Consider the following 25,217-nt stretch of genomic DNA (forward strand, 5'->3'; position numbering starts at 1 on the left):
AGCATGAACGCCGTACTGCACATGGACGAACCCGCCCTGGACGCGCCGCTTTCGGTGCGCGGCGTCGCCCATGCCTACGAAGGACGCAACGCCCTGCGCGGCGTCGACCTGGACCTGCCACGCGGCAGCGTGCTGGGCCTGATCGGCCGCAACGGCGCGGGCAAGTCCACCCTGATACGCGCCATGCTCGGCCTGCTCGAACCGCTGGCCGGCGAAGCGCTCGTGTTCGGCGAACCGGCCCTGCGCCTGTCCGACGCCGCCAAGGCACGCATCGCCTACGTGCCGCAGCAGCCGGAGGCGCTGGCCTGGCTGACCGCGACGCAGATGTTCGACTATCTGTCGCGCTTCTACCCGAACTGGGACGAGCGCTTCGTCGAACGCACCATGCAGCGCTGGGAACTTCCGACCAACCGCGTAATGGCCAAGCTGTCGCCGGGCGAGCGCCAGCGCGTGGATCTGGTCCGCGCCCTGGCCTCGCAGCCGGATCTGCTTGTGCTGGACGAACCGGCCGCGGCGCTGGACCCGGTGGCGCGCCGCGACCTGCTTCGCGAAGTGGCCCTGCGTGCCGGCGAGGCTGGTGCGACGGTGCTGTTCTCGACCCACATCGTCTCCGACCTGGAACGTGCAGCATCCGAAATCGCCTTCCTGCACGACGGCCAACTGCTGCTGCACTGTGGCCTGGACGAGACCAAGGAACGCTACGCGCGCCTGTGGCTGCCCGCCGGCCAGAGCGCTGCCGCGCCGCCGCACGCCCTGAGCCGCCATCGTCATGACGACGGCAGCCTGAGCGTGGTGGTCGAGCGCGCCGTGGACGGCAGCTGGCCCGAAGCCGCCCGCCTGCCCGGTGCGCGTGTGGATGCGCTGGGTCTGGAAGACCTGTTCGTGGAGATCGCCGAATGAACATGCGCGTTTTTTCCTCCGCGGCGCGATCGCCGATGACCTCGCAGGGCAAGGCATCCCACTGGCCGCTGCGCATTGGACTCATCGGGTTGTGCGTGGTCTGCCTCGCCCTGCTGTTGCACGCCGGTCCCGCCTGGATGGTCTGGTGCGCTTTGCTGCCCGCGATCGGACTAGGTCTGGAGATGAGCCGATGAACACGATCCTGATCACACCATGGCGCGGCACGCCGCCGCAGATGCGCTGGATCGGCGGTGGAGTGCTGGTGCTGTGCGCATTGGGCGCCGCCGTCTCCGGCATCGTCTCGGGCAGTGCCGACTGGCCACTGCTCTCGGCCGCCATTCTCGGCTTCGGTCTCGCCTACGGCTGGGCGTTCCTGATGGCCAGCACGCTTCTGATGGCCGTCGACGCGTATCAGCTTCGGCTGCCCGGCATTGCACGCAGCATCACCCTGAGCCTGCTCTTCTACCTGATCCTCAGCGTGGTACCCGCGACGCTGGTACTGGGCGCATTCGGCGGCCACTACCTGGCGATCGCGCTGATGCTGCTGCTGTTCTGTGTCGGCGGCCTGGCGTTCACCACGCTGCCGCGCTACATCGCCATGTGGATCGCCTTTCTGCCGGCGCTGAACGGCGCCCTGAAGCACGTCGTCACCATTCCGGGGCCGACCTCGCCGCTGTTCTTCGCCTGGGCAGGTCCCGCACTGCTGCTTCTGACCCTGGTGATCGTGCTGCGCTGGCGACGGCTGGTGCGCGCCGAAAAACGCCTGGAGCAGGGCCTGAGCAGCGCGATGGTGATGCAGTTCCGGCGCAAGTCCGGCTGGAACGAATGGAGCATGGCCTGCCAGGACGGCAGCAGCACGCTGCGCCACCGTCCGGACTGGATGCTGCCGCGCGTGGACCTGCGCAACGTCGGTCCGCAGAACGTGCCGCGCGCGCTACGCGTGGCGTTGGGCGGCTGGTACGTGCCGCGCACCTTCATCGGCCACCTGCGCAACCTGGCGCCGGCTTTGCTGCCGATGGTGGTGATTCTTCCCTTCCTGCTGGTGATGCAGGCCGGCGGCAAGCCCATGACCGCCCTAGTACGCGGCTTCAGCGTCGGCATGATCGGGTGGGTCGGCATCTTCGGCGCCGCCATGCTGGCGATCATGAGCGCCGTGACCCTTCGTCGCCGCTGGTCGCAAGTCAACAGCGAGCTTCCGCTGCTGGCCCTGATGCCCGGTCTGGGCGACCCCGCGCAGGTCAAACGCGCGCTTCTGCGCGCCGCCCTGCGCCCGCCCGCCACCGCGCTTTCGGTGGTGCTGGCGCTGATGCTCGTCGCGTCCTGGGCGCTGCATATGCACGCCCTGGGCATGGTCGCCGTGGCCCTTAGCCAGATCGGCTGCGGCCTACTGCTGTTCGCCCTGGTGCTGGACGTGCTCGGCGGTCGTCCGATGCGCTCCTGGAAGCTGGCGACCCTGATCACGCTGACCGTGCTGCTGACCAGTCTGTCGTGCTTCATTCCGATGACCTCGATCGGCCACCACTCGTGGACCTACGCAAATGACCTCACCGGGGTGCTGATCGCGGCGTGGGTCGGCATGGGAACGATGCTCCTTCTGCTCGGCTGGCGCGGGATGAAGCGGTTCCAGGATCGCGCCTACGCCTTCCTGATGCTGGACACGACGGCGCCACGATGATGCATACATTTCTCCATCTCGTGCGTCCTGACTTGCGCGATCTCCGGGACCGGTGATGTCGACGTCGCTACGCAAAGTACCCGTCGAGACCACGCCGTCCACGGCATGCCCGTGGTGGCGCCGACTGCTGGTTCCGCTCGCGCTCGCGGTGCTTGCCGTGCTCGTACTTAGTCCCGAGTTCGCTTTTCTCGGCGTGTTTCTCGACGCGGCCGTGCTTGATGTCCTGCTGATGATGCTGGGCATGCAGCTGCTGCTGTTCCGCGATCAGTGGTGGTCGCTCGCCCGCAGCGGCTGGGCCGCCATGACGCTTCTCTGGCGGAACGCGATGCACCGCTGAACGCGCTCAGTCGGTGCGGAACAGATCGCCCTGCGGTGATGCCTCGCGCGGCGGCCGGAACTGGCGCAGGTCCAGTTCGAGATCCCGCGCGCGACCGAAGCCGTGCCGGCGGCAGGCCACTTCGAAGCGCCGCCGCAGCATCTCGGCGAACACGCCCTGGCCGCGCATGCGGGTGCGGAAGTCGCTGTCGTAGTCGCGTCCGCCGTGCATTTGCTGAATCAGGCTCATCACGTGCTCCGCACGCTGCGGCACGTGCAGCGCCAGCCATTCGCGGAACAGCGTCTTCAGCTCCCACGGCAGGCGCACCGTGGTGTAGCCGGCACAGCGCGCACCGGCCTCGGCCGCCTGCGCCAGCACGGTCTCCATGTCCTTGTCGTTGAGCGCGGGAATGATCGGCGCCACCAGCACCCCCACCGGCACGCCGGCGTCGGCCAGCGTGCGGATCGCGCGCAGACGACGATGCGGCGCGCTGGCGCGCGGCTCCAGCTTCGCGGCCAGACGGTTGTCCAAGGAATTGACCGAAATGAAGACCTGCACCAGTCTCCGCTCCGCCATCGGCACCAGCAAATCCAGATCGCGCTCGACCAACGCGTTCTTGGTCACGATCGTGCACGGATGCCGGCAGTCGGCCAGCACCTCCAGTGCGCCGCGGGTCAGTCGCAGACGCTTCTCCACCGGCTGATACGGATCGGTGTTGCTGCCGATGTTGATCGGGCTGACGCCGTAGCCGGGCCGCGACAGTTCCCGCTGCAGCACCTCGGCCAGATTCTCCTTGGCGCGAATACGGGTCTCGAAATCCAGTCCCGGCGACAAATTCAGGTAGCTGTGCGACGGTCGCGCAAAACAGTAGACGCAGCCGTGCTCGCAGCCACGATACGGATTCATCGCCTGGGTGAAATGGATGTCCGGCGAATCGTTGCGCGTGATGACGCTGCGCGCGCGCTCGGCCGTGACCTCGGTGCGCGGACGCGGTGCGTCGGTGTCGAGCAGTGCGCTCTGCCAGCCATCATCCTCGACCTGATGGCGCACGGTCTCGAAGCGTCCCTCCGGATTGGAAGCGGCGCCGCGTCCCTTGATGGCTTGCGGTCGGTCGGGATCGAAGACGTGCATGCCGCGCAGCCTAGCGCCGCGGCGTCTCAGCAGCGGCGACGCACCGGCTACCTTCGCAGCAGCAGATCCAGCATGCGCCGGAAACGCGCACCGTAGGGCGGATTGAGCAGGCCGACCCCGTTCAGGCGCGCCTGCCGGAACACCGGCAGCATCTTCGAGAACGTGCGGAAGCCCGCCTCGCCGTGGTACGCGCCCAGGCCCGATGCGCCCACGCCGCCGAACGGAAGATGATGCTGGGCGACGTGGTACAGCGTGTCGTTGATGCACATGCCGCCTGCTGCCTGGCTTTGCTCGACACGTCGCTGCACGGCGGAATCATCGTCGAACAGGTACAGCGCCAGCGGATGCGGACGCGCGGCGACATAGGCCAGTGCCTCGTCGAGGGTATCGTAGGGCACCAGCGGCAGCAGCGGACCGAAGATTTCCTCGTCCATCACGGCGGCATCTTCCGGCGTATCCGTCAGCACGGTCGGCGGCAGCACGCGTCCCGCATCGGCCGGTGACGATGCAGCCAGCGCATGGGCTTGTGCACCACCGGCCACGGCCTCGTCGCGAAGCCGGATCAGACGCGCATGCTTGGCGTCGTCGATGATGCTGGCGTACTGGCCGCCGGTCGCCAGCTGCGGGTACATACGCGCTACCACGCGCTGGGCGGTGGCGATGAAGTCGGCTTCACGGCCTCGCGGCAGCAGGACGTAGTCCGGCGCGATGCAGGTCTGCCCCGCGTTCACGCACTTGCCGTAGACGATGCGCTCGACCGCGGACTCGAACCGCGCGCCCGGACCGATGATCGCGGGCGACTTGCCGCCCAGCTCAAGCGTCACCGGCGTCAGGTTCGCGGCCGCCGCGCGCATCACATGCCGGCCGACATCGGTCGAACCGGTGAACAGCAGGTGGTCGAACGGCAGCGCCGAGAACGCGCGCGCCACCCCCGCATCGCCGTTCACGACCCGCACTTCGCCCTGCGGGAAATAGCGCTCGACGAGCTGTCCGAACAAAGCGGAGAAGCGTGGCGTGTACTCGCTCATTTTCACCAGCGCCCGATTGCCGGCCGCTAACGCGTCCACCAGCGGCCCGACGGCGAGGAAAAGCGGGTAGTTCCACGGCACGATGATGCCAACCACGCCCAGCGGACGCGGCACCAGCAGCGTGCGCGCAGGAAGAAACCAAAGTCCGGCCAGGTGACGCTTCGGCTTCATCCAGCGCCGCAGATGCCGTCGGGTATGCGCCAGCGCCTGCAGGGACGGAAACAATTCCAGCAGGTCGGTCTCCTCGGCGGGACGACCCCCGAAATCGGCATCGATGGCCTCGCAGATCGCCGGTCGATTTTCACGCAGCAACGCAGCGAGCGCATCCAGACGAATTCGGCGCAAGGATGCATCGGGATGTGGTTGCTCACGTTGCGCCTGGCGCATGCGCTGCAACAGATCGGTCAGGCCGGAGACGACGGACTCGGACATGCGGTGACTCTCTTTGTATCGGGCGTCGCGGATGCTCCTCACCATACCCGATCCGCGGCACGGCAGGCCTGTGCTGTATCGCACGCAGCACCCGCCCGGACCGAGCTATGATCGGCAGCGTGTCCTTCCTCCGGAATTGCGCGCCATGACACGCTGGATCCTGCTGCTCCTGACTCTTGCCTCGATCCTTTTGATGATCCTCACCTCGTCGCCGGGCTGGATGGCGCTGGGCATCGCCGGCGCGCTGTTCGGCCTGGTCGCCACCGTGCTGGCCTTTGCACATGTGCGCATCGGCGCCGGTTCGCGGCAGGAAGAGCTCAACGATTTCGAGGTCGAGCAGCTGCAGAAGGCCGTGCGCAAGCCCGACGCGGGTGAACCGCCATCGGCCTGAACATGCACTTCACCTCGCGACGCGGTCGGCTACACTGAACCGGCTTGCCCGCCCGCAGGCATGCCCGCGGCGGATCCGTTTCTTTCACGTACGGAGGTGAGAACCATGTCCGAGCTGTACCCGGTGCCGCCTGATTTCGCGGCCGATGCGCGCATCGACAAGGCGCAGTACGAAGAGCGCTACGCGGCTTCGGTGCGCGACCCGGAAGCCTTCTGGGCCGACGTCGCCAAACGCCTGGACTGGATCACCCCGCCCACCCGCATCAAGGACGTCAGCTACGCGCGCGATGACGTACACATTCGCTGGTACGAGGACGGCGTGCTCAACGTCGCCGCCAACTGTCTGGACCGCCACCTCACCGAGCGCGGCGACAAAACCGCGATCATCTTCGAAGGCGACGAACCCGACGACGCGCGCCACATCACCTACCGTGAGCTGCACAGTGAGGTCTGCCGCTTCGCCAACGCCCTGCGCCATCTCGGTGTGGAGAAGGGCGACCGCGTCGCGCTGTACATGCCGATGGTGCCCGAAGCCGCAGTGGCCATGCTCGCCTGTGCACGCATCGGTGCGATCCACTCGGTCGTGTTCGGCGGCTTTTCGCCGGATTCGCTCGCCGGCCGCATCGCCGATTCCGCCTGCAAGGTGGTCATCACCGCCGACGAGGGCGTGCGCGGCGGCAAGAAGATCCCACTGAAGGCGAACGTCGACGCCGCTCTCGAACGCGACGGTACCCGCAGCGTGGAAACCGTGGTCGTGGTGCAGCGCACCGGCGCTGGCGTGCACATGCAGTCGCCCCGCGACCGCTGGTACCACAGTCTGATCGAAGGCCAGTCCGAGGACTGCCCACCAGAACCGATGAACGCCGAGGACCCGCTGTTCATCCTCTACACCTCCGGTTCCACCGGCAAGCCGAAGGGCGTGCTGCACACCACCGGCGGTTATCTGGTCTACGCCAGCTACACCCACGAATGCGTGTTCGATCTGAAGGAAGACGACGTGTACTGGTGCAGCGCCGACGTCGGCTGGATCACCGGGCACAGCTACGTGGTCTACGGCCCGCTGGCCAACGGCGCCACCACGGTGATGTTCGAGGGCGTGCCCAGCTACCCGGACGCCAGCCGTTTCTGGAATGTGATCGACAAGCACAAAGTGACGCTGTTCTACACCGCACCGACCGCCATCCGCGCGCTGATGCGCGAAGGCGACGAACCGGTCACGCGGACGTCGCGCCGCAGCCTGCGCGTACTCGGCACCGTCGGCGAGCCGATCAACCCGGAGGCCTGGGAGTGGTACCACCGCGTGGTCGGCGACGAACGCTGCCCGATCGTCGACACCTGGTGGCAGACCGAGACCGGCGGCATCCTCATCACACCTCTACCGGGTGCCACCGACCTCAAGCCCGGTTCGGCCACCAAGCCATTCTTCGGTATCCAGCCGGCCGTCGTCGACACCGAAGGCAAACCGCTCGAAGGCGCCTGCGACGGCAACCTGGTCATCACCGATTCGTGGCCCGGCCAGATGCGCACCATCTACGGCGATCATCAGCGTTTCGTCGACACCTACTTCAGCACCTACCCCGGCAACTACTTCACCGGCGACGGTGTACGCCGCGACGAGGACGGCTACTACTGGATCACCGGCCGCGTCGACGACGTCATCAACGTGTCGGGCCATCGCATCGGCACCGCCGAAGTGGAAAGCGCGCTGGTCGCGCACGCCAAGGTGGCCGAGGCCGCCGTGGTCGGCTGCCCGCACGACATCAAGGGCCAGGGCATCTACGCCTATGTCACGCTGGTGTCGGGTATCGAACCCGACGATGCGCTGCGTGACGAGCTGGTCCGCTGGGTGCGTGAGCAGATCGGACCGATCGCCAAGCCCGACTTCCTGCAGTGGGCCAACGCCCTGCCGAAGACGCGTTCCGGCAAGATCATGCGCCGCATCCTGCGCAAGATTGCCGAGAATCAGCCCGAAGCGCTCGGCGACACCTCGACGCTCGCCGATCCGTCGGTGGTCGACACCCTGGTGCACGAACGTCTGTCGCAGTAACGCGCGTGCCCGTCTACACCGCCGCCGCACCTGCACGCGCCTCGCGCCATCTCGGCCTGGATGACGTGCATGTGTGGCGGTTGGCGTATCGTCACGATCAAGGGCGGACACCGCTTCGCCAGATGCTTGCCGCTTACCTCGATGTCGATCCGGCCGACGTGCATTTCCATCATGGCGAGCATGGTCGACCCGCGCTCACGGGTCATGCGGAACTCGACTTCAACTGGTCGCACAGTCGGGACATCGCCCTGATCGCCATTGCTCGGTCGTTGCCGCAACTGGGCATCGATGTGGAAGCGTCGCGTCCACGGCCCCGCGCACTGCAGCTGGCCCAGCGCTTCTTCGCTGCATCCGAGCATGAGCAACTCGTCGCCCTTCCCGCTGCCAGCCAGCAGACCGCCTTCCTGCGGCTGTGGACAGCCAAGGAAGCTGTACTCAAGGCACTCGGCGAGGGTCTGCGGTACGGTCTGCACCGAGTGACCTTCGACCTCGGTCGCACTGCTCCGATCGCCCGCAGCTTCAGCGGATCCGCCGCTCCTGTGCATGCCTGGCAGCTCCATGCCATTCAGGATGCCGATTGCACAGCCAGCCTGGCCTGGCGCGGCGATGCACGCCGTGTGTACTGGTTCAGACCGACCGATTCGATCTAGCGGGAACTTTCCCCGATACCGGCAGTCCATAATTCTGCAAGCTCATTGTTGTCTTGCATCGTGGAATGCTGACCACAGGGATGTGGTCCTCTCTTCTCTGGTTTCCCCTCGATTCGAGCGCACGTGACCCACGTGCGCTTTTTTTTGACCTTCGCGGCCGTCCTTTCCCCGACCCTCGATTCTGTTCAGCATCGATCGCTTTGCGTACAGTAGGGGGCCGTCCTGCGGTGGATACCGGCATGACCGTACTCAGCGTCAACCTGAACAAGATCGCCGTGCTGCGCAATTCGCGCGGACACGATCAACCCGACATGGCGACCGCCGCTCGCGTATGCATGGATGCCGGTTGCGGTGGCATCACCGTGCATCCACGCCCCGACCAGCGCCACGTCCGTCCCGACGACGTACGCCAACTCGCCACGCAGACGCGTGACCGCGTCGAATTCAATGTCGAGGGGAATCCCTTTGCCGGCCCTCGCGAAGGCTACCCGGGCTTTCTTGAATTGATTCGCGAGGTCAGGCCGACCCAGGTCACGCTGGTGCCAGACGCCGACGATCAGATCACATCCGATCACGGTTTCGATCTGCGCAACGACATGGAGCGGCTCAAGCCGGCACTTGAGGCTATCCATGCAGCCGGCGCTCGCTGCAGCCTGTTCATCAATGCCGGGCACGACGACGACGAGGGTTTTGCGCTCGCCGAGAAAGCCGGTGTGGCGCGTGTGGAAATCTACACAGGCCCCTACGCGGAAGCCTTCGCTGACGGGACGCCGCAAGTCGAGTTGGAGCGTTGCGCACAGACTGCGCGCCGGGCACATGCCGCCGGACTGGCCGTCAATGCCGGGCACGACCTGAGTCAGGCCAATCTCGGCGCCTTCAAACAGGCGATTCCCGGACTGGCTGAAGTCTCCATCGGTCACGCATTGATCGGAGAAGCGCTTTATGCCGGACTCGATGCCACGGTACGGCGCTACTTGGACATTCTCAGCTGAACGCCGATCCGCGCATCGGATCTCTTGCTTGGCCAAGATCCGTATGCCTGGTTTCAAGAGCACGCGCCAAACATGCTGACATGGCCTGATATCCGCTTCCGGCCTGGATCGTCAGCTGAATACCACTTCGCTTTTCTCGTTGAATTGCCATAAAAAAACGGGCGCCGAAGCGCCCGTCTCACAAACTTGATTGCATCAAGGGTCGTACTTTATTGATCCATGTCGCGGAAGCCGATCTTCTGCATACCGACGCTCTTCGCGTCCGCCAGCACGTGCGCCATCACATCGTACTGAGCGTTGTCATTGGCAGCGATCTGCAGCTCTGGCTGCTTGTCTAGCTCCCTGCTTCCGTAGACTTCCAGCTGTAGCTTCAACCCGGCCTCGCTGATGGGCACGTCGTTGAGGTACAGCGAACCGTCCGCCTGGATCGTCAGCCGCAAGGGTTCCGGCGGATTTTCCGGCGGTTTGGTGTTGGGGTTCGGCTGCGGGAGATCGATGTTGATGTGGTGGGTCAACTGCGGCGCCGTGATCATGAAGATGATCAGCAGCACCAGCATCACGTCCACGAGGGGCGTGACGTTGATTTCCGACATCGCCGAGCCCGAACCTGCGTTGGAACTGAAAGCCATGTTGCATCCTCCGACGCCACGAACCCGTTCGATTCGCCTTGCCCGTAGCTTACCGCTGCCCGGACCGCGTCTGTCTACTTACTGTGATTGTGCTCAGTGGAGAACGGGGCGCATGAAGTCATGCCGCATGACGCCCCGCACGTTGCCGCCCGAAGACAGCTCCGGTCACTTCTTGCCCGTGGAAATGAATGCGGTGTGGACGATTCCCGCGTCCTTCGCATCCTTCAGCACGGCCTTGACGTCACCGACCTTCAACGCTTTGTCGGCACGAATCTGAAGTTCCGGCTGCGGACTCTGCGAGGCCGAAACCTTCAGCTTCGCGACCAGCTCAGCCTTCGTGACCGCACGGTCGTTCCAGTACATGCTGCCATCCGACTTGATTGCGAGATCGATCGGCTTGTTATTGGCCTTTTTCGTCTCGGTCTTCGGATTGGCGTTCGGAATCTCGACCTTGATCTTGTGGGTCAGCAGCGGTGCCGTGATCATGAAGATGATCAGCAGAACCAGCATCACGTCCACGAGAGGCGTGACGTTGATTTCCGACATCACGCCGCCATCATTACCTCCAGCGCTCATCCCCATGATTCAGTCCTCCACTTACTTCTTGGGCTGCGCCGGAGCGTCGACACGCGCACCAGTGGCGAAGAAGTCGTGCAGGTCATGCGCGAATTCGTCGAACTGGGCGTACGTCAGGCGGTTCGAACGCGTGAAGAAGTTGTAGGCCAGCAGGGCCGGGATAGCGGTGAACAGACCGATGGCGGTCATGATCAGGGCCTCACCGACGGGACCGGCCACGGCGGCCATGGAAGCCTCGCCGCTGGCGCCGATGCCGATCAGGGCGTTGTAGATGCCCCACACGGTACCCAGCAGACCGACGAACGGTGCCGAGGAACCGACGGTGGCCAGCAGGGTCATGCCGCCTTCCAGACGCAGGCTCTCGCGAGCCACGGCCTGACGCAGGGCGCGGTCGATGAACTCGGAACGGTTCAGCGACTCGGCCAGGCGACCGCCGTCCGAACGCTGGTGATGGGCCGCGGCCGACGCGCAGTCCAGAGCGATCTTGGAGAACGGCTCCGACCTCGGCTGGGCTTCCATCTCACGGATGGATTCCTGCGCCGACGGATTGTTCCAGAACGCGGCGATGACCTTGTCCGCACGGGAACGGATCATCGAGTTGCGAATGAAGTTCGCGATGATGAAGTACCAGGACAGCAGGGACATCACCAGCAGGGTGATGAACACGATCCACCCGAGCGCGTCGAAGTTGTGGATCAGGTTGTCGAAGCCCATCTGCGAAATGGCTTGGGCGTTGGCGTCACCACCCATGCTGGGCGGCGGATTGGTCGGAGTGGTCTGTTGGAACATAACGCTACCCTTGGAAAGTCAAGCGTGAAATTTTGCTATGGATTCGAAAAGTCTACTGAAACTCAGTAGCCACCAAGTTTGAACACGACCGGGATCTTCGCCCAGCCTTCGAAAGGAACACCGCCGCGGGTGCCGGGGTTGAACTGCCAGCGCTTCGCGGCCTGGATCGCGGCGCGATCCAGCTCGTGATAGCCGCTGGACTGGTCCACCTTCACTTCCTTCGGCGAACCGTCGACACCCACCAGGACCAGCAGAATCACCGTGCCTTCGTGGTGCATGCGTCGTGCACGCGACGGATACCGTGGCGGATGACGCAGCCGGTAGGAAAGATCCTGACCCGGAGCGATCGTGGTCGGCGGCGCCGGCGGTGACGGCGGCGCCGGCGGCGGGGCCGCGACAGCCATCGTCGAAGGCTCGTCGACCGGCGGCGGCGGGGCCGGCGGCGGCGGCGTCGGTGGCGGCTTGACCTGCTTGATCACCTTCGGCGGCGGAATCTTCGGCGGCTGCGGCGGCGGCGGCGGCGGCGGGGGAGGCGGCGGCGGCGGTTCGATGAAGGTCACCTGGACCACCTTGTCCTTCGCCTTCTCCTTGCTCGCCGGCGGCGCCGCTGGCGAAGCCAGCAGCAGGAGCGCGAAACCGTGCAGGGCGATGGTCACCGCCGTTGCCCAGGTCCGTCTCCAGTTGAACGGCACGCGGCCGGAGTTGTCAGTCTGTGAGGCCATTTGTGTCAGTTGCTAAACCCAACGAAATTTTGTTGTCCAGCAGTACAGGGCGACGCGCGGTAGGTTCCGCGTGTCGCCCCATCCGTGGAGCGGAAGTCATCCAAGGTACACCAGCGAAGCGGTTTTGTATAGACCCGGTTCATGTAGGTCAAATACCTTTGGATTCAACACGTTAGATAAAATTAACGTGACGCTTTTTTAAGCCATGCCTGTGCTTTGGCACGCGTGGTCGGATCCTGCTCGGCCTTCTTCATGGCCTTGATGGCTGCCGACTTGTTGTGCATGGCGCGCTCGGATTCGGCAATCACCATGTACGCTTCGCCCTCATGCTTGAGGCCGCGCTTGACGGCACCACGCGCCTTCAGTCGTGCGGCACTGTACTTTCTCTCGCTCAACAGAAGCTTCGCGCTGATCAGATCGATCTCGCCATTGGGGGCATCCTTCGATGCCTTCTCGTAGGCCGTCAGTGCACCCTTGATGTCATCGCTCAGATACGCCGCATCGCCCTCGACCTTGTAAGCCTGGTAGCCCGGCTTCACGACACCCTTGGCGATGCCTTCCTTGATCACGTCCACGGCCGCCTTGGCTTCCGGCTTCGGATTGTCGGAATCCTGCGCCTTCATGAGATGCAGCTTGGCCAGCGTGATGTAGCTCTTGCTCTCGGTGAACAGTCCCTTGCTGTTGGCCTGCTCCAGCAGCTTCATCGCCTCTTCGTACTTGTCGGCGGTGATCAGCAGCGAGACGGTATTGTTCAGCGTGGTCATATCGTCCGGGTGCTTGGCCAGCTGCGCCCGGGCCGAGGCCAGCGCCTCATCCGAATTGCCGGTCTCGGCATAGCTCGCGGCCAGGACCTGGTTCCACACGTCTTTCGGCTTGTCGGTCATCGACATGGCCTTCTTGATCGACGCGATGGCTTTCTCATACTGACCCATCTGGTAGTAGTCGATGCCTTCAAGTCCGTACGAATCGGCCGTCTCCAGCTTGCCGCCGGCACGCCACTTCTCGACGGTATCCACCGACTGCTGGAACTGCTTGTCGGCGTGATAGAACTGCGCCAGTTCGTACTGCAGATCGAAGTAGGTGTCGTTCGGCATCACGTTCAGCGCCAACGCCTTCTTCAGCATGTCGATGGCCTTCTTCACATCGCCCTGCTTGAAGGTGACGTTGGCCATGATCTGCAGCGCGACGACCTGCGCGTACTTGGAATCGGTTGCCGTGCCGTCCACGTACGGCTGCAGCAGCTTCTGCGCCGTGGCGTAGTCACCGGTGTTGTAGGCCTTGGAAGCCTTGTTGATGGTGTCGGCGTCGTCCTGCTTTTTCAGGTCCAGCTTGGGGGCCTTGCGGACCGAATTGGGATACTTCGACTGCTGTTTCTCGCTGGCCGACTGGCTGCCGTGCGCAATGGCCGTACCACCGACCATCATGAACGCCACGGCGCCTGCCAGCAGAACCTTCGAAAACGATACCAACTTCATCGTCCACCTCGTTACGTTGCGGTAGCTGCACACGTTTCGTGCAGCGAAGACTTCAAGAGTACCCGGTCTTTTGCCGTCAGCTCAAGTCAGCAGTACGGCGCTCCGGGATGCCCAGAGTGTTGTTTTTACTGAAATTTTACATTTGCGCGCGGCCTGCATGCGTGCACGACCGCGGCTTCGCGAACCCGCGCACTCCTGCGCGGGGACGGCTCAGATATCGAGATTGGCCACGCGCAACGCGTTGCTCTCGATGAAGTCGCGACGCGGTTCCACCGCCTCGCCCATGAGCATGGAGAACATCTGATCGGCGGCCACCGCGTCTTCGATGCCGACCTGAAGCATGCGGCGGGTATCCGGATTGACCGTCGTTTCCCACAGCTGCTCGGGATTCATTTCGCCCAGACCCTTGAAGCGCTGGATGCTGCGGCCCTTCTTGGCCTCGTCCAGCAGCCACTGGCGAGCGTCGGCAAAATGCAGGACGCCACGCGAGGCATTGCCGCGACGCGCTTCAGCGCCTTCCTGTATCAGGCCATTCAGTGCACGGGCGATATGCAGTATCGGACGGAATTCCGGTCCGGAGAAAAACGGCTGATTCAGCAGCCAGGTGTGCTCGAGGCCGTGCTGGTTGCGCACCACCTCAATCGCCGCCGGCTGTTCGCCGCTGGCAGGACGCAACGCCAGACGGAAGCGCGGCTTGCCCAGGCCGCTCGCGGCCAGGCGCGAGCTGAGTCCATCGAGCCAAGCCTGCATGGCCTTGGCGTCGTCCCACTGTTCCGGTTCAAGCGGCGCGTATTCCAGCATGGCCGTCCAGACCTGCGCATCGCAGCGTGCGGACAGACGCCCGATATGGTTCAGCGCCACTTGGTAATCGCGAAGCAGTTTTTCCAGCGCTTCACCGCTGATCGGCGGCGCATCCGGGGTGTATTGCAGTTCCGCGCCCTCAACTGCGTTAGAAATCAAATAGTTATCTAGGGCTGCGTCATCTTTCAGGTACAACTCGTTCTTGCCCTGCTTGATCTTGTAGAGCGGCGGCAGGCCAATGTAGACGTGACCGCGCTCGATCAGCTCCGGCATCTGCCGGTAGAAGAACGTCAGCAGCAGCGTGCGGATGTGCGAGCCGTCGACGTCGGCGTCGGTCATGATGATGATGCGGTGATAGCGCAGCTTGTCCGGGTCGTACTCGTCCTTGCCGATGCCGGTGCCCAGCGCGGTAATCAGGGTGCCGACCTCAGCCGAGGACAGCATCTTGTCGAAGCGAGCCTTCTCGACATTGAGGATCTTGCCCTTCAGCGGCAGCACAGCCTGGGTCTTGCGGTTGCGGCCCTGCTTGGCCGAACCGCCTGCGGAATCGCCCTCGACCAGGAACAGCTCGGATAGCGCGGGATCCTTTTCCTGGCAGTCGGCCAGCTTGCCGGGCAGTCCGGCGATATCCAGCGCACCCTTGCGGCGAGTCATCTCGCGTGCCTTGCGCGCGGCTTCGCGAGCGCGGGCCGCGTCGACGGCCTTGGAAGCGATCGCCTTGCCCTCGGCGGGATGCTCCAGCAGGAAGTCGCCCAGTTCCTTGTTGACGATCTGCTCGACCACGGTCTTGACCTCGGACGAGACCAGCTTGTCCTTGGTCTGCGACGAGAACTTCGGATCCGGCACCTTCACCGACAGCACCGCGATCATGCCCTCGCGCATGTCATCGCCGGCCAGGTTCACCTTGCCGCGCGACAGACCTTCCTTCTCGATATAGGTTTGCAGCGTGCGCGTCAGTGCCGCGCGGAAGCCGGTCAGATGCGTACCACCGTCGCGCTGCGGAATGTTGTTGGTGAAGCAGAACATCGTTTCCTGGTAGCCGTCGGTCCACTGCATGGCCAGTTCGACGGTGATGCCATCCTGCTCGGCGCTGATGCTGATGACGTTCGGATGCAACGCAGTCTTCAACTGCGCCAGGTGCTGCACGAAGGATTTGATGCCGCCTTCGTAGGCAAACACGTCGTGGCGATCGGTGCGCTCGTCGTGCAATTCGATGCTGACGCCGGAATTGAGGAACGCCAGTTCACGCAGACGCTTCGCCAGCACGTCGTAATGGAATTCGACGTTGGTGAAGGTCTTGGTGCTCGGCAGGAAACGGACCTGGGTACCGCTCTTGTCGGCCGGACCGATCACCTTGATCGGGAACTGCGGTTCACCGTCGGCGTATTCCTGATAATGCTCCTGACCATCGCGGTAGATGGTCAGCCACAGCTTCTCACTGAGCGCGTTCACCACCGACACGCCCACGCCATGCAGACCACCGGACACCTTGTAGGAATTGGCGTCGAACTTGCCGCCGGCGTGCAGCACGGTCATGACGACTTCCGCGGTCGAGCGGCCCTCTTCCGCATGCTGCTTGACCGGAATACCGCGACCGTTGTCCAGCACGCTGACCGAACCATCGTCGTGGATGGTCACGATCACGCGATCACAATGGCCCGCCAACGCTTCGTCGATAGAGTTGTCGACGACCTCGAACACCATGTGATGCAGGCCGGTACCGTCATCGGTATCGCCGATGTACATGCCCGGACGCTTGCGGACCGCTTCGAGACCCTTGAGGACCTTGATGCTGCTGGAATCGTAGGTTTGGTTCATGCTCGACCGCCAAAAGCCCGATCCATGCCGGGCGTGAAAATACAGAGGCTATTAGCCATTCTCTCGAGTATAGCAGGCGTCTCGCGCCACCCAGTGGAGCCTGCGTAACCGTAACGGCGGGCGCTCAGGTCGGCGGATGCCTGCGGACGTCTCCATGTTCCACGTGGAACAAAGTCGCATCGATCCCATCGAGAGCAGGAACGAAATCGGTACCCGTGATGAGTACCTGGGCCTGCACCGAAGCCAATGCAGCCGCCACGCTACGCTGATGCGCCTGATCCAACTCTGAAGCAAGATCATCGAGACACACAATCGGCCATGAACCGGATGATTCTGCATACAGGCTCCCCTGCGCCAACATGCAACCCATTGCGCAGAGTTTTTCCTGACCACGCGAAAGATGCTCTCGCTGGGGCGCGTGCTCGAACACAACATGCCAATCCGCGCGATGTGGACCCGTGGCGGTGTGCCCCCGCATAGCGTCACGCTCGCGTCGTTGCTCGAGCGCTTCCCCGAGTGCCTGTTCCTCGCTCCAGCCACGCCGATATTCGAGGCGCACCGCTCCAAGTTCAGGCACCAGGGCATGCAGATGCTGATCAAGGTGCGGCCGAAGGCGATCGATGTAATCGCGCCGTGCCGACTCCACCGCCTCCCCTGCTCGACTCATCTCAGCCTCCCAGGGTTCCAGCGCTGAAGCATCGAGCATGCGTCCCTGTACACGGAGCGTGGCATTCCGTTGTCGAAGTGCACGCTGATAACGACGCCAGTGCATGAGAAACGTGTGTTCCACGTGGAACACACCCCAATCGAGATAGCGACGGCGCTCTTCTGCAGGTCCAGCGATGAGTGCATGAGAACCCGGCTCGAAACAGATCGCGGCGCAATGGGCCACCAGTTCGCCCATGTTGCGACCCGCCTCACCGTCGATATGGGCCTGCCATCGGCCACCTTGTCGGCCAAGTCCCAGACGGTGATGCCGCTCCGCCGTGTCACTCACCTCGGCGAAGATACTCAGGCCGTCACGTCCGCGCTGAATCAAAGCTTCCCGTGCCCCACTGCGGAAAGAACGGCCATGTGAAAGCAGATAGACCGCTTCCAACACGCTGCTCTTGCCAGCCCCGTTGGGACCGATCAGCAGGTTGAGTCCTGACTCGAGCTCGATGCGGACATCATCGAGGCTGCGCAGGCTCTGAATCTGCAGGCGGCGGATATGCAATCAAACGGCTCCAGAAAAGAGAACGCCGGGCGCGTCCTGCAAGAACGCGCCCGGCGTGGGTCGAATCATACGGAACGAGGATCCGCGATCAGAGGCGCAACGGCATGATGACGTGACGGATACGATCGTCCTCGCTGGACTGCAGCAGGCAGCTGGACTGCGCATCGCGAAGATTCACCTGCACCTTCTCACCGGCCAGTGCACTGAGCGCATCCATCAGGTAGCCGACATTGAAGCCCACGGCGAGATCGTCGACGCCGGTCTCGGCTTCGAGTTCCTCGACGGCCTCTTCCTGCTCCGGGTTGTGCGCAATGATGCACAGCTTGTTCGGGCTGACTTCCAGCTTCACGCCGCGATACTTTTCGTTGGAAAGAATCGCGGCACGTTGCAGCGCAGCGCGCAAGGCATCGCGCTGCAGGTGCACTTCCTTGTCGGCGCCGATGGGAATCACCGCCTCGTAGTCCGGGAAGCGGCCATCGATCAGCTTGGACGTGAACGTCACTTCGCCGCGACGCACGCGTAGGTGATTGCGTCCGAATTCCAGCTCGACTTCGCCTTCTCCGGCCTCGAACAGGCCGATCAACTCCATCACGCCCTTGCGAGGAATGATGATCTGGCGGCGGGAACCGACCCCCGACGACAATGCCGTCTCGGCCAGCGCCAGACGATGACCATCAGTCGCTACGCAGCGCAGCGTGTCCTCGTTGAGATCGAGCAACATGCCATTCAGGTAATAACGCACATCCTGGTTGGCCATGGCGAAGGCCGTGCGGTCCATCAGATCTTTAAGCACCGCTTCGGGGAGACGGACGCGCTCGACCAGCTCGATGTCGTCGATGGTCGGAAACTCGCTCGCCGGGAGCGTAGCCAAGGTGAACCGGCTACGACCGGCTTTCAACGCTACGCGTTCGCCATTGAGGGCCAGGTCGATGTGCACGCCGTCCGGCAAGGCTCGAACGATGTCGAACAGCTTGCGTGCCGGAATGGTCACTTCACCGTCGCTGGCGCCTTCGACCGCGATGTTCGCGACCATCTCGACTTCCAGGTCGGTCCCGGTAAAGGCCACCTTGCCGTCTTGAGCCTGCACCAGGAGGTTGGCGAGGACGGGAAGCGTCTGCCTCCGTTCCACCACACCCACGACCTGTTGCAGGGGCTTGAGCAGCACTTCACGTTGAATCCCGAATTGCATGTCTATGCCCCTTATCCCCAATCCTATAAAAGGGTTATTTAAAGAAAAAGGCTGTAGTGGCTGGTCCTGTGGACGACGGGAAAAGCCTTAAAAGCCTTTTACATTCAGTTTGTTACGGAAAATCTTTCGGTGCGTCGTTTGTTTCGCAAGCTGTGTTTGACCTGTGGATAACTTTCGCGTCTGGCTGCATCCACCGGTTATCCACAGCTTTTCAGCCTGTGAGTATACGGATCAATTGATCCCAGTCCTGCTTCAGGCGAATGTCCTTGTCCATCAGACTCCGGATGGTGCGGCAGGCATGCAGCACCGTGGTGTGGTCGCGCCCGCCGAAGGCCTCGCCAATTTCCGGCAGGCTGTGCTCGGTCAACTCCTTGGCCAGCGTCATGGCCAGCTGTCGCGGGCGCGCCAGCGAACGCACGCGGCGCTTGGACAGCAGATCCGACAGACGCACCTGATAGTAGTCGGCGACCGTCTTCTGGATGTTCGGCACTGTCACCGCCTGTGCGTGCGTGCTGAGCAGATCCCGCAGCGTCTCCTGGGCGAAATCGGCACTGATCGCGCGGCCGAAGAAGTTGGCGCGCGCGGCCAGCGTGTTGAGCGCCCCTTCCAGGTCGCGCACGTTGGAGCGGATGCGCCGCGCCAGCAGCATGGCCACGTCCTCGGGCACATCCACGCCCTTGTCGTGGGCCTTGGACAGCAGGATCGCGGCACGGGTTTCGAAATCCGGCGGCTCGATCGCCACCGACAAGCCCCAGCCCAGACGCGACTTCAGACGCGGCTCGAGCTTGTCCACTTCCTTGGGGTAGCGGTCACAGGTCAGGATGATCTGCTGCTTGCCCTCGAACAGTGCATTGAAGGTGTGGAAGAACTCCTCCTGCGTGGTGTCCTTGCCGGCGAAGAACTGGATGTCGTCGATCAGCAGCGCGTCGACCGAACGGAAGCGGCGCTTGAAGGCATCCATGTTCTTGGCACGCAACGCCTCGATCATGGCGCTGACGAACTGTTCCGAGCGCAGATACAGCACCTTGGTACCCGGCTTCTGCTGACAGATCAGATTGCCGGCGGCGTGCATCAGGTGGGTTTTGCCGAGTCCTGTGCCGCCGTAGAGCAGCAGCGGGTTGTAGGCGCGACCGGGATTTTGCGCCACCTGCATCGCTGCGGCCTTGCCCAGTTGGTTGGACTTGCCCTCGACGAAGGTCTCGAACGTGTAGTGCGGATCGAGATTGTGGGCGGGCGTCTCCACGACGGCATGGCCGTTGACCGCGGGCGCGGCGGTCGGTGCCGTCTTCTCCGCGCGCGGTGCGCCGGCCGAGCCGACACTCAGATAGACGGTGACCGCGGCGCCGTGGATGTGCTCGAGCACGGCGCGGATACGCTCCAGGTAATCGCTGCGCACGACGTCGAGCGTGTAGGCGTTGGGAGCGAACAGGCGCAAGGCCCCCTCATCCTCGCGTGCCTGCAGCGGCAGCAGCCAGGTATTGAGGTCCTCGGCATCGAATTCGCCTTCCAGGCGCTCCAGGCAGCGCCGCCACAAATCACTCATCTAAGCTTCACCGACATCGTTCGCGAATGCGCCGGAGCGCGCAGTTCAAGCGTCCAGTCTAGCAGCATGCGCGCGCGGCTCCGTGCGTGCGAAGCGTGGGTTGGCGGTCGCCGAAAAGCTTGACAGAAGCCGTTTTGCTTCGCATACTCCCGCGTCTTTTTCCCTATATCAGTTCTGGAGCACGCCATGAAGCGGACCTACCAGCCGAGCAAGCTCAAGCGCGCCCGCACCCACGGCTTCCGCGCCCGCATGCGCACCGCCGACGGTCGCAAGATCATCAACGCGCGCCGCGCCAAGGGTCGCAAGCGTCTGATCCCGTAAGCGGGTCGATCATGCTTGATGCCGGCATGCCGCCCTCGTCGCGGCTACGCCGCGCCGCGGACTTTGCCGCACTGCGAAAGCCGACCGGACGTCTCAGTAGCGAATGCTTCCGCATTCGTTACCGGGACAACCAGGTCGGCTTTGCGCGTTTGGGTCAGGCTGTTTCGCGGCGTGTGTCCAAGCGCGCTGTCGACCGTAATCGCATCAAGCGCATCGTGCGCGAGTCGTTCCGGCTTGCCCGCGCGCAGATGCCGCACGTGGACGTGCTGATCATCGCCAATCCCGCGGCCGCGGCGGCCTCGCGCGCTGATCTGCGCGCTGATCTGGACCGTCTCTGGCAACGGCTGCAGCGGCGCGCACGTTGATGCACCGGCCCGCGCCCGGCACAATCGCGGGCTGACCTGTACGTTTCTGCCGATCCGAATGATCGGCCCATGGGCCGCACAGATGCTGCGCGGCCGACACCGGACTTCTCGTCATGCCCCAAACGCGCTCGTTCCTGCTCCTGGCGCTGGCCTTCGTCGGCTACCTGCTGTGGACCCAGTGGCAACATGATTACCACACCCCCGCCCCGGCACAGCCGGCTGCGGCCACCGCCTCGTCCGCGCCGACGCCGTCCGATCTCGATGCCAGCGTGCCCAGCGCCGCCAGCGCGCCGGCGTTGACCGCATCCGCGTCGATGCCGGCCGCGCCGTCCTCGTCGGCCGGCGTGCCCAGCGCGCCGAACCAGCGCGTCGTGGGCGCGAAGGCCGCCGCCAAGCCGACGGCCGAGCACGGCCCGCTGGTCACCGTGACCACCGACGTGCTGCGCCTGACCATCGACAGCCGTGGCGGCAGCATCATCCGCAGCGCGATGCTGAAGTATCCGGCCAAGCTGAAGTCCAAGGATTCGGTGCAGCTGTTCAGCGACAGCGCGAGTCACTTCTTTGTCGCGCAGAGCGGTCTGCTCAGCCGTGACGGTGCCGCGCCCGATCAGCGCGCCTTGTTCCACGCTGCGCGCAGCCACTACACCCTGGAACCGGGCCAGAAGAGTCTGAGCGTCGACTTCACCTGGACCGATGCCAGCGGCGTGAAAGTGGTCAAGCGCTACACCTTCACGCGCGGCAGCTACGTGGTTGGTCTGGATCAGCAGGTCGACAACGGCAGCGCCAAGGCCTGGACCGGCTGGCCGTATCGCCAGCTGCAGCGCGTGGTGCCGCCGGAACCGGTGCACAACAACTTCCTGGCCAAGTGGTCGGACCAGTCGCGTTACAGCTTCTTCGGCGCGGCGTGGTACGGGCCGGAGGCGAAGTTCAACAAGATCAAGTTCGACGATTTCGCCAAGGATGCGCTGAACAAGAAGGTCACCGGTGGCTGGATGGCCATGGAGCAGCATTACTTCATGGCCGCGTGGCTGCCGCAGGAGAAGAAGGCGCAGCAGTTCAGCACGCATGTCGTCGACGGCAGCAACCCGCGTTACCTGATCCGCGAGCTGGGACCGGGCTTCCAGGTCGCGCCGGGCGCGCAGGCCGTCACCCAGTCGCGTCTGTACGTGGGTCCGAAGCTGCGCAACGAGCTGGGCGGCATTGCGCCGGGTCTGGACCTGTCGGTCGACTACGGCATGTTCACCGTGGTCGCCGCGCCCATGCACATGCTGCTGACCTGGTTCCACCGCATGACCGGCAACTGGGGCCTGGCCATCATCCTGGTGGTGCTGCTGATCAACGTGCTGCTGTACAAGCTCAACGCCGCGCAGCACCGCTCGACGGCGAAGATGCGCAAGCTCAAGCCGCGCATGGACGCCCTCAAGGAGCGCTACGGCGACGACAAGCAGAAGCTGCAGCAAGCCACGATGGAGATGTACAAGAAGGAGAAGATCAACCCGGTCGCCGGCTGCTTCCCGCTGCTGGTGCAGATCCCGGTCTTCTTCGCCCTGTACACCGTGCTGCGCGAGAGCGTGGAGCTGCGCCAGGCGCCGTTCATCGGCTGGATCCACGATCTGTCCGCCGCCGATCCGTATTTCGTGCTGCCGATCCTGTACATGGGCGTGATGCTGCTGACCCAGCGCCTGATGCCGATGACCGCCAGCATGGACGCGACGCAGGCCAAGATCATGAAGTGGATGCCGATCATCTACCCGGTGTTCTTCGCCTTCTTCCCGTCCGGCCTGGTGCTGTACTACCTGGTCAACGGCCTGTGCCGCGTGGCGCAGCAGTGGTGGGTGATGCGTCAGTTCGACGCCGGCGACCACCACAAGGGCGGCAAGGGCGGCGGCAAGAAGCTCAAGCCGGCCTGACCGACTCATGGCGCAGCCGTTCGTGCTGCGCCATCATCGTCCGACGTGGACACTCTGACGCAAACGACCGACACCATCGCCGCCATCGCCACCGCGCCTGGCGCAGGCGGTGTCGGCGTAGTGCGCGTTTCCGGTCCCGCTGTGCCAGCCATCGCCACCGCCCTGCTCGGTCGCGAACCGCAACCGCGCCATGCCCACCTGGCTTCGCTGCGCGAGGCCGACGGCAGCCTGATCGACCGCGGTCTGCTGCTGTACTTCCCCGCGCCGCACTCCTACACCGGCGAGCATGTGTTGGAACTGCAAGGCCACGGCAGCCGCGTACTGCTGGATCTGCTGCTGCGACGCGTATGTGCGCTCGGCGCGCGGCTGGCGCGGCCGGGCGAGTTCACCGAACGCGCCTTTCTCAACGGCAAGCTGGACCTGGCCCAGGCCGAGGCCGTCGCCGATCTCATCGCGGCGCGTTCCGAGACCGGCGCGCGAGCGGCGATGCGCTCGCTGGAAGGCGTGTTCTCCGAGCGTGTGCAGACGCTGCTGGAAACGCTGATCGCGCTGCGCGTGCACGTCGAGGCCGCGATCGACTTCCCCGAGGAAGAGATCGATTTTCTGGCCGATCCGGCCATCGCCGAACAGATGCGCGCGGTGCGCGGGCACCTGAATCGTCTGCTCACCGAGGCGCGCCGCGGTGTGCGTCTGAACGACGGCCTCAGCGTCGCCATCATCGGACGGCCCAACGTCGGCAAGTCGAGCCTGCTCAACGCCCTGGCCGGCGCCGAACGCGCCATTGTCACCGACATCGCCGGGACCACGCGCGACGTGCTGCGCGAAAGCCTGGACCTCGACGGTAGCCACATCGAACTGCTCGACACTGCCGGATTGCGCGACAGCGACGATCCGGTCGAGCGCGAGGGCGTGCGCCGCGCACGCGAGCATCTGACCCGCGCCGATCTGGCCCTGCTGGTCACCGACGAAGAACACGCGGTCGCCGATCAGGCCTTGTTCGCGGGTCTCCCCGAACGCGCAGTGCGTGTGGTGATCGTCAACAAGATCGATCGCGACGGTCGCGAGCCACGCCACGAGGAACGCACCGACGCGCACTGGCTGTGGCTGTCCGCACGCAGCGGCGACGGACTTGACGGCCTGCGCCGATTGCTGCGCCGGCAGGCCGGAAGCGATATCGAAGGCGCGTTCAGTGCACGCCGCCGCCACGTGCTGGCACTGGAAGCGGTCGCCGCGCATCTGGCCGCGGCCGATGAGACCCTCGCCACCACCCGCGCCGGCGAGCTGGTCGCCGAGGAACTGCGCCAGGCGCAGCGCGCACTGTCGGAGATCACCGGCGAATACCATGCCGATGATCTGCTGGGCGCGATTTTCGGATCGTTCTGCATCGGAAAATGACTGTTCACCCATTGTGCGCTTGAGACCATGGTCTCGTCCCGCCATGTCGTAGGCAGAGAGGGACCTGCCCCGGCAAGGAGAGACGCACGTGATCGATCTGTACTACTGGCCGACACCCAACGGCCACAAGGTGACGCTGTTCCTGGAAGAGACCGGTCTTCCCTACACCATCCATCCGGTCAACATCGGTCAGGGCGACCAGTTCACGCCCGAGTTCCTGGCCATTTCGCCGAACAACAAGATGCCGGCCATCGTCGACCACAAGCCCGCGGACGGCGGTCTTCCGGTGTCGTTGTTCGAGTCCGGCGCGATCCTGCTGTACCTGGCCGAGAAGACCGGAAAGTTCCTGTCCGACGACCTGCGCACGCGCAACGTCACGCTGGAATGGCTGTTCTGGCAGATGGGCGGACTGGGCCCGATGCTGGGCCAGAACCACCACTTCAACCGCTACGCACCGGAAAAGATTCCGTACGCCATCGAGCGCTACGTCAACGAGACGCATCGCCTGTACCGCGTGCTGGACAAGCGCCTGCAGGGTCGCGCCTTCATTGCCGGCGACGACTATTCGATCGCCGACATGGCCGCCTATCCGTGGATCGTGCCGCATGAAGCGCAGCAGATGGATCTGGCCGACTTCCCGGATCTGAAGCGCTGGTTCGAGACCATCGCCACGCGCGAGGCCACGAAGCGTGCCTATGCGCTGGGCGAGGAATATCGTTCCGACACCACCAGTGCGGAAGCCAGGAAGCATCTGTTCGGACAGCGCTGAGTGCATCGTTCGGCGGCGTGACGGACATCCTCGCGGCGTTCGTCACGCGGTGCGTTGGGGCTGCGCGGACAGTTCGGGCTGGTCTCCGCGCCCGGCTCGCGTTTTAATCGTGCCTTCGTTCCCGCAACGCAAGGTGTA

General features: G+C 64.2%; 24 protein-coding genes. 13 read left to right on the plus strand and 11 right to left on the minus strand.

Annotated features, from left to right (window positions below; genetic code table 11):
• Positions 1 to 3 precede the first annotated feature (3 nt).
• Genes BTJ49_RS11120 through BTJ49_RS11135 form a run of 4 tightly spaced genes read left to right on the plus strand, consistent with a single transcriptional unit; the run spans position 4 to position 2,912 of the window.
• A complete protein-coding gene (locus BTJ49_RS11120; RefSeq protein WP_113065476.1) occupies positions 4 to 900 on the plus strand; it encodes an ABC transporter ATP-binding protein in 897 nt (298 codons plus the stop codon).
• Between the two features lie 2 nt (positions 901 to 902).
• Positions 903 to 1,094 carry a hypothetical protein gene (locus tag BTJ49_RS11125; protein WP_146742329.1) on the plus strand — a complete coding sequence of 64 codons (192 nt, stop codon included), beginning with the start codon at positions 903 to 905 and terminating at the stop codon, positions 1,092 to 1,094.
• Positions 1,091 to 2,575, plus strand: a complete 1,485-nt coding sequence (locus BTJ49_RS11130; protein WP_113065478.1) for a hypothetical protein — start codon at positions 1,091 to 1,093, stop codon at positions 2,573 to 2,575. The genes BTJ49_RS11125 and BTJ49_RS11130 overlap by 4 nt, the downstream gene beginning before the upstream one ends.
• A 55-nt stretch (positions 2,576 to 2,630) precedes the next feature.
• On the plus strand, positions 2,631 to 2,912 hold the full coding sequence (locus tag BTJ49_RS11135; protein WP_113065479.1) for a hypothetical protein: 282 nt from the start codon (positions 2,631 to 2,633) through the stop codon (positions 2,910 to 2,912).
• Between the two features lie 6 nt (positions 2,913 to 2,918).
• Here BTJ49_RS11135 and BTJ49_RS11140 read toward each other — a convergent pair whose 3' ends face one another.
• Both BTJ49_RS11140 and BTJ49_RS11145 read right to left on the minus strand, forming a co-directional pair.
• Positions 2,919 to 4,022: a PA0069 family radical SAM protein gene (locus BTJ49_RS11140; RefSeq protein ID WP_113065480.1), complete on the minus strand. Its 1,104-nt coding sequence runs from the start codon at positions 4,020 to 4,022 to the stop codon at positions 2,919 to 2,921.
• A gap of 47 nt (positions 4,023 to 4,069) precedes the next feature.
• Positions 4,070 to 5,482, minus strand: a complete 1,413-nt coding sequence (locus BTJ49_RS11145) for a coniferyl aldehyde dehydrogenase (protein ID WP_113065481.1) — start codon at positions 5,480 to 5,482, stop codon at positions 4,070 to 4,072.
• Positions 5,483 to 5,627: 145 nt separating this feature from the next.
• Here BTJ49_RS11145 and BTJ49_RS11150 point away from each other — a divergent pair, with 145 nt between their 5' ends.
• From BTJ49_RS11150 to BTJ49_RS11165, 4 genes are all read left to right on the plus strand, one after another.
• Positions 5,628 to 5,873 (plus strand): hypothetical protein, encoded by a 246-nt coding sequence (locus BTJ49_RS11150; RefSeq protein WP_113065482.1) that lies wholly within the window; start codon positions 5,628 to 5,630, stop codon positions 5,871 to 5,873.
• Between the two features lie 105 nt (positions 5,874 to 5,978).
• Positions 5,979 to 7,919 carry an acetate--CoA ligase gene (gene acs, locus BTJ49_RS11155; RefSeq protein ID WP_113065483.1) on the plus strand — a complete coding sequence of 647 codons (1,941 nt, stop codon included), beginning with the start codon at positions 5,979 to 5,981 and terminating at the stop codon, positions 7,917 to 7,919.
• Between the two features lie 5 nt (positions 7,920 to 7,924).
• On the plus strand, positions 7,925 to 8,569 hold the full coding sequence (locus BTJ49_RS11160; protein WP_240601815.1) for a 4'-phosphopantetheinyl transferase superfamily protein: 645 nt from the start codon (positions 7,925 to 7,927) through the stop codon (positions 8,567 to 8,569).
• A 239-nt stretch (positions 8,570 to 8,808) separates the two neighbouring features.
• A complete protein-coding gene (locus BTJ49_RS11165; protein WP_113065620.1) occupies positions 8,809 to 9,561 on the plus strand; it encodes a pyridoxine 5'-phosphate synthase in 753 nt (250 codons plus the stop codon).
• Between the two features lie 209 nt (positions 9,562 to 9,770).
• On the opposite strand, the gene BTJ49_RS11170 is transcribed toward BTJ49_RS11165, so the two are convergent.
• The 9 genes from BTJ49_RS11170 to dnaA all read right to left on the minus strand — a co-directional run bounded on the left by BTJ49_RS11170 (position 9,771) and on the right by dnaA (position 20,319).
• On the minus strand, positions 9,771 to 10,190 hold the full coding sequence (locus BTJ49_RS11170) for a biopolymer transporter ExbD (RefSeq protein ID WP_113065485.1): 420 nt from the start codon (positions 10,188 to 10,190) through the stop codon (positions 9,771 to 9,773).
• A gap of 165 nt (positions 10,191 to 10,355) precedes the next feature.
• Positions 10,356 to 10,772 carry a biopolymer transporter ExbD gene (locus BTJ49_RS11175; protein ID WP_113065486.1) on the minus strand — a complete coding sequence of 139 codons (417 nt, stop codon included), beginning with the start codon at positions 10,770 to 10,772 and terminating at the stop codon, positions 10,356 to 10,358.
• Positions 10,773 to 10,787: 15 nt separating this feature from the next.
• On the minus strand, positions 10,788 to 11,555 hold the full coding sequence (locus BTJ49_RS11180; protein WP_275690280.1) for a MotA/TolQ/ExbB proton channel family protein: 768 nt from the start codon (positions 11,553 to 11,555) through the stop codon (positions 10,788 to 10,790).
• Positions 11,556 to 11,617: 62 nt separating this feature from the next.
• Entirely contained in the window at positions 11,618 to 12,277 is a 660-nt protein-coding gene (locus tag BTJ49_RS11185; RefSeq protein ID WP_113065487.1) for an energy transducer TonB, read from the minus strand.
• Between the two features lie 182 nt (positions 12,278 to 12,459).
• On the minus strand, positions 12,460 to 13,752 hold the full coding sequence (locus tag BTJ49_RS11190; RefSeq protein WP_113065488.1) for a hypothetical protein: 1,293 nt from the start codon (positions 13,750 to 13,752) through the stop codon (positions 12,460 to 12,462).
• A gap of 210 nt (positions 13,753 to 13,962) precedes the next feature.
• Positions 13,963 to 16,371 (minus strand): DNA topoisomerase (ATP-hydrolyzing) subunit B, encoded by a 2,409-nt coding sequence (gyrB, locus tag BTJ49_RS11195; RefSeq protein ID WP_113065489.1) that lies wholly within the window; start codon positions 16,369 to 16,371, stop codon positions 13,963 to 13,965.
• A gap of 124 nt (positions 16,372 to 16,495) precedes the next feature.
• On the minus strand, positions 16,496 to 17,587 hold the full coding sequence (gene recF / locus BTJ49_RS11200) for a DNA replication/repair protein RecF (protein ID WP_113065490.1): 1,092 nt from the start codon (positions 17,585 to 17,587) through the stop codon (positions 16,496 to 16,498).
• 88 nt (positions 17,588 to 17,675) lie between these two features.
• Positions 17,676 to 18,776 carry a DNA polymerase III subunit beta gene (dnaN, locus tag BTJ49_RS11205; RefSeq protein WP_113065491.1) on the minus strand — a complete coding sequence of 367 codons (1,101 nt, stop codon included), beginning with the start codon at positions 18,774 to 18,776 and terminating at the stop codon, positions 17,676 to 17,678.
• Between the two features lie 211 nt (positions 18,777 to 18,987).
• Entirely contained in the window at positions 18,988 to 20,319 is a 1,332-nt protein-coding gene (gene dnaA, locus BTJ49_RS11210) for a chromosomal replication initiator protein DnaA (RefSeq protein WP_113065492.1), read from the minus strand.
• A gap of 186 nt (positions 20,320 to 20,505) precedes the next feature.
• On the opposite strand from dnaA, the gene rpmH reads away from it, so the two are divergent.
• The 5 genes from rpmH (at position 20,506) to BTJ49_RS11235 (ending at position 25,079) form a co-directional block, all read left to right on the plus strand.
• Positions 20,506 to 20,640, plus strand: a complete 135-nt coding sequence (rpmH, locus tag BTJ49_RS11215; protein WP_113065493.1) for a 50S ribosomal protein L34 — start codon at positions 20,506 to 20,508, stop codon at positions 20,638 to 20,640.
• A gap of 11 nt (positions 20,641 to 20,651) precedes the next feature.
• A complete protein-coding gene (gene rnpA / locus BTJ49_RS11220; RefSeq protein ID WP_113065494.1) occupies positions 20,652 to 21,005 on the plus strand; it encodes a ribonuclease P protein component in 354 nt (117 codons plus the stop codon).
• A 113-nt stretch (positions 21,006 to 21,118) separates the two neighbouring features.
• A complete protein-coding gene (gene yidC / locus BTJ49_RS11225) occupies positions 21,119 to 22,915 on the plus strand; it encodes a membrane protein insertase YidC (RefSeq protein WP_113065495.1) in 1,797 nt (598 codons plus the stop codon).
• 54 nt (positions 22,916 to 22,969) lie between these two features.
• The gene (mnmE, locus tag BTJ49_RS11230; RefSeq protein ID WP_113065622.1) at positions 22,970 to 24,310 is read left to right on the plus strand and encodes a tRNA uridine-5-carboxymethylaminomethyl(34) synthesis GTPase MnmE; all 1,341 of its coding nucleotides are present in this window, start codon (positions 22,970 to 22,972) and stop codon (positions 24,308 to 24,310) included.
• 88 nt (positions 24,311 to 24,398) lie between these two features.
• Positions 24,399 to 25,079 (plus strand): glutathione binding-like protein, encoded by a 681-nt coding sequence (locus BTJ49_RS11235; protein WP_113065496.1) that lies wholly within the window; start codon positions 24,399 to 24,401, stop codon positions 25,077 to 25,079.
• Positions 25,080 to 25,217: the final 138 nt, after the last annotated feature.

Source organism: Oleiagrimonas sp. MCCC 1A03011 (assembly GCF_003267965.1).
GTDB lineage: Bacteria > Pseudomonadota > Gammaproteobacteria > Xanthomonadales > Rhodanobacteraceae > Oleiagrimonas > Oleiagrimonas citrea.